Source organism: Nocardia sp. TBRC8007 (genome assembly GCF_056629435.1).
Window position 1 is genome coordinate 1 of record NZ_JBWSOR010000065.1, and the last position, 5492, is coordinate 5492.

Annotated in this window: 1 protein-coding gene; it reads right to left on the minus strand. The window is 65.3% G+C overall.

All coding sequences use genetic code 11. The features are described 5' to 3' along the window. Positions 1 to 5492: amino acid adenylation domain-containing protein (locus ACX4ZE_RS22410; RefSeq protein ID WP_480275447.1), on the minus strand; the 5492-nt coding region annotated here is incomplete at both ends.

Genomic DNA, 5492 nt, shown 5'->3' on the forward strand with positions numbered 1-5492 from the left:
ACGATCCGCGAAACCCTGAACCGTCACACGATCGAACAAATCAATCGCATACGTGAAGAACCCGGTAATGCCCAGAGGCTCGCCTGCCTCGTCATAGCGGTCGGTCGCGATCAGGTGCAGGTCGAACTGCGACAGCTCGGTATTGATGTCCAGTCCGGACACGCTCAAGCCGGGCAGCTCCAGAGTGGTGTGCGCAAGGTTCTGGAACGACATGCCCACTTGGAACAGCGGGTGCCGCGCGGTCGAACGCACCGGGTTGAGCACCTCCACCAAACGCTCGAACGGCACATCGGCATTGGCGAATGCCTGGATGTCCGTCTTGCGCTGCCTGGCAAGCATATCGGTGAACGACTCACCCACATCGACCCTGGTTCGGAACACCACGGTGTTGACGAACATACCGATCAGATCATCCAGCTCACGCTCACCGCGGCCCGCCACCGGCGTACCGATCGCGATGTCGTCGGTGCCGGACAACCGAGCCAACAGGATCGCGAGCGTGGTGTGCACCACCATGAACAGCGTCGCGCCCTCCGCACCGGCCAATTCGATCAGCGCCTGATGGGTCCGGGCGTCCACTCGCAGTTCGACCTTGTCGCCTGCGAACGACTGCACCGCGGGCCGTGACCGATCCGAAGGTAGATCGAGCTGGTCGGGCAGGTCGGCCAGCGCCTGCCGCCAGTAGGCGATCTGTTCGGCGGCAAGCGATTCCGGATCGTCCTCGCTGCCGAGCAGTTCGCGCTGCCAGATGCTGTAGTCCGCGTACTGCACTTCGAGCGGCGCCCAGTTCGGCGCTTCACCCGCCGACCGCGCAGCGTAGGCGATCATCAGGTCCCTGGTCAGCGGACCGACCGAGGAACCGTCACCGGAGATGTGGTGCACCACCATGGCCAGGACGTAGTCCGCGGGAGCGTCCGGCGCGTTCTCCGCGCCGTCCCCGGCAACCTGGAACAGGGCGACCTTCACCGGCACCTCAGTGGTGACATCGAAGGTCGTCGAGGTCAGCTCGACCACAGCAGGTTCGATGTCCGCCGCGGTGACCACCCGTACATCCAGTCGAGGCAGCGCCTGCGCGGTCGGCAGGACGACCTGCACCGGACCCGAATCGGTTTGTGGGTAGATAGTGCGCAAGATCTCATGCCTGCTCACTAGATCCGCGATCGCGGCACGCATTGCGGGCACATCCAACGCACCGGACAACCGCACCGCGACCGGTACGTTGTAAGCCGCCGACTGAGTGTCGAACCGGTTGAGGAACCACATCCGCTGCTGCGCAAGCGACAATGGGATGCGCTCCGGACGCGGCCCTGCGGTGAGCGCGCGCCGATCGCCCTTGTCAGCGTGCTGTTCCACCCGCACCGCGAGCGTGGCGACGGTAGAGGCCTCGAACAGCATGCGCACCGGCACCCTGGTGTTGAGCGCCTCACCGAGCCGGGCAGCGACCTGCGTGGCCAGCAGCGAGTTGCCGCCCCAGGCGAAGAAGTCGTCGTCGAGACCGAGTCGCTTGGTCTCGACGCCCTCGCGGTCATCGATCCGTAGCACTTCGGCGAACGTGTTGGCGACGATCTGCTCGATCGGTGTGACCGGCGCGCGGAAAATCACCTTCTCGAAAGTAGGCTGCGGCAGCTGCTTGCGATCCAGCTTGCCATTCGCGTTGAGCGGCAACGCATCCAGCTGGATCAGCACCGACGGCACCATATACGAGGGCAGTTCGGTCGATAGTGCGGATTGCAGTGCGCGCTGGTCGATCTTGCCTGGTACCCGCATCACCACATAGGCGACGAGCCGGTCGCCGATACTCGGATCATGGTGCGCGATCACCGCGGCCGCGCTCACCGAATCCTGCCGGTGCAGCGCGGCTTCGATCTCGCCCAGTTCGATACGGAAGCCACGGATCTTCACCTGGAAGTCGGTGCGGCCCCGGTAGTCCAGTTCACCGGTGACACTCCAGGCCACCAGGTCACCGGTACGGTACATCCGCTGCCCCGAGGCGAACGGATCGGCGACGAACCGGTCCGCGGTCAGCTCATGACGGCCGAAGTACCCACGCGCCAGCTGCACACCGGCCAGATACAGCTCACCAGGAACACCGACCGGTACCGGCCGCAGGCGAGAGTCGAGCACATAGACTCGGCTGTTCCATTCCGGCGCGCCGATCGACACCGTCACCTCGTCGGCGTCGGTGACCTGGTGGCTGGTAATCGATACCGCCGCCTCGGTCGGACCATAGAGATTGTGCAGCTCGATGGCGTTGTCGCGCCGCAACCGCTTGGCGGTCGCGGCGGGCAATGCCTCGCCGATGGCCAGTACCCGCCGCAGCGAAGCTGCCAGGTTGCCGTCGGACTCGGTCAGCAATGCCTCCAGCATGGATGGCACCACATGCAACGTGGTAACGCCGGTGGTGCGCATCAACTCGTTCAGATACGCCGGGTCGCGGTGCCCGTCAGCAGCCGAGATCACCAGACGACCACCGGATACCGCGGCCGACCAGAACTCCCACACCGACAGATCGAAGGTCGCCGCGGTCTTCAACAACACCGCATCGTCGGCCCCGAGGCCGAAAGCATATGCCTTCCACTGCAACTGGTTGGCGATCGCCGCATGTGGAACCGCGACACCCTTCGGCTTTCCGGTCGAACCGGACGTGAAGATCACATACGCGGTGTTCGCCGGGAGCAGTGCGCCATTACGCTCGGTCACGGCCACCGGAGTATCCGAGTACGCGGTGAGATCGAGTGTGTCGATTCGCACGGTATCGGCCACCCTGGTGCGGATGCCATCCCGCCCGGTGGTCAGCACGCAGACCGGCGCGGCGGTGGTCAGGATGTAATCGGTCCGCTCGGCGGGCTGATCTGGATCGATCGGCACGTACGCCGCACCGGTTTTCGCGACCGCGTACATAGCGACAACGAGCTCGGTGCAGCGGCGCATCGCCAGCGCAACCCGATCCTCCGGGCCGACACCGCGGCCGATCAGGTACCTGGCCAGCCGGTTGACCCTGGCATCCAGCTGAGCGTAGGTCAGTTCCCGCGGACCGGACGGATCGTCGGCGAACAGCGCCACCGCCGTCGGCGTCGCGGACACGGTGGCATCCAGCAGCGATACCAGCGTCGCAGTGTCATCGACCTCGTGCTCGGTGTCGTTCCACACCGTGAGGATACGCTCGCTCTCCTCCGCTGCGAGGAGGGCGATCTCGCCGACCCGCACGGTGGCATCGGCCAGCACAGCGTCGATCACGCGCAGGAACCGGTCGGCGAAGCCCTGCACCGTGACCTCGTCGAATAGATCAGTGGCATAACCGAACTCGGTGATGATCTCGGCGGGTGTGCCGTCCTCGGCGTACCGGTCGTACAGCGTGACATGCAGATCGGTCTTGGCCAGCTGCGAATCGAAGTCGACTGTGCTCACCGTAAGTCCGGGTAGCTCGAAGGTGGTCTCAGCCAGGTTCTGGAACGACAGACCCACCTGGAACAATGGGTTACGCGCAGTCGAGCGCACCGGGTTGAGCACCTCGACCAAGCGCTCGAACGGCACATCAGCGTTGGTGAACGCCTCCAGGTCGCGTTCTCTGACATCGCCGAGCAGATCGGCGAAGCGCTCGGCGGGCTCCACCCTGGTGCGGAACACCAAAGTGTTGACGAACATACCGATAAGATCGTCGAGCTCACGTTCGCCCCGGCCTGCGATCGGGGTGCCGACCACGATGTCGCCGGTGCCCGACAACCGAGCCAGCAGCACTGCCAGCGCCGTGTGCACCACCATGAACAGCGATGCGTTATGCGCACGCGCCAGATCGTGCAAGCGGGCATGCCGCTGCGGATCGATTTCGAAGCGAATCGCCTTGCCCTGGAACGACTGTGCGGGCGGGCGTGGCCGGTCGGTGGGCAGCTCCAGCTGATCGGGCAGATCGGCCAGCGTCGCCTGCCAGTACGCCACCTGTTGCGCGGCAGGCGATTCCGGATCATCCTCGGACCCGAGCACCGCGCGCTGCCACAGCGCGTAGTCGGCGTACTGCACCGGAAGCGGCTGCCACTGCGGCACCTCGCCCTGCACGCGGGCCGCATAAGCGGCCATCACGTCCCTGGCCAGCGGACCCATCGATGAACCATCGGCGGCGACGTGGTGCACAGTGAACGCGAGCACGTGGTCTGTGGTGCCCGATCCCGCTTCGACCCGGAACAACGCCACGGCCAAAGGCACTTCGACAGTGACATCGAAGGTGGTCAGCGCGAAGCCGACGACGGTGTCGAGCAGGTCCTTCTCGGCAACTTCGATCGGAGTGAGCGCCACCGAGGACCGCACCGCCGGCCGGATCACCTGATGCGGGCCATCCGCCGAGCGTGGGTAGACGGTACGCAGCACCTCATGACGGGAGAACACGTCACCAATAGCTTGTTCCAGCGCGGCCACATCGAGCGTGCCCGCCAACCGAACCGCCAGCGGGATGTTGTCCACCGCGGATGTGGCCGTATCGAATTGGTTGAGGAACCAGTACCGCTGCTGTGCAGGCGACAGCGGAATGCGCGCAGGGCGCTCCCCCGCCATCAAGCTGGGCCGGTTCCGGCCGGACCCGGCATTACGTTCAGCCCGGGCGGCCAGCGATGCCACAGCAGAGGCTTCGAACAGGTCACGTACCGCGAGCCGGGTGTCCAGGGCCGCACTGAGCCGCGCGGTCACCTGGGTGGCCAGCAATGAGTTGCCACCCAGGTCGAAGAAGTCGTCGTCCAGACCCACCCGCGCGACACCGAGCACCTCGGCGAAGATCCCCGCCACGATCTCCTCCACCGGCGTGGTCGGCGCACGGAACACCTTCGCCTCGAACACCGGCGCGGGCAACGCCCTACGATCCAACTTGCCCGAAGCGTTCAACGGGAACTCCTCGAGCACGACGAACGCCGAAGGCACCATATACGCGGGCAACTCAGCAGCCAGTCGCCCACGCACGCCGTCGACATCCACCACACGACCCACGATCGCGATCACATAGGCGACCAGCTGGTCACCCAGCCGATCATCCGCACGCACCACGACCACCGCCTGCGCTACCGACTCATGAGCCGTCAACGCCGACTCGATCTCCCCCAACTCGATCCGCAGACCACGCACCTTCACCTGGAAATCAGTACGACCCAGATACTCCAACTCACCCACAGCCGACCACGCCACCAGATCACCCGTGCGATACATGCGCTCGCTCGCACCGAACGGATCGGCGATGAAACGGTCCGCGGTCAGATCCGGCCGCGCGAGATAGCCACGCGCCAACTGCGCACCCGCCAAATACAACTCACCCGCAACCCCCACCGGCACCGGGCGCAACCGCCCATCCAACACATACACCCGCGTGTTGAACACCGGCACACCAATCGGCACCGACACCACATCCGCATCCGACACCTCATGGAACGTCACATCCACCGCGGCCTCGGTCGGACCATACAAATTATGCAACCGCGCACCCGTCAACTCCCGCAACCGCCGCGCAGCCACCA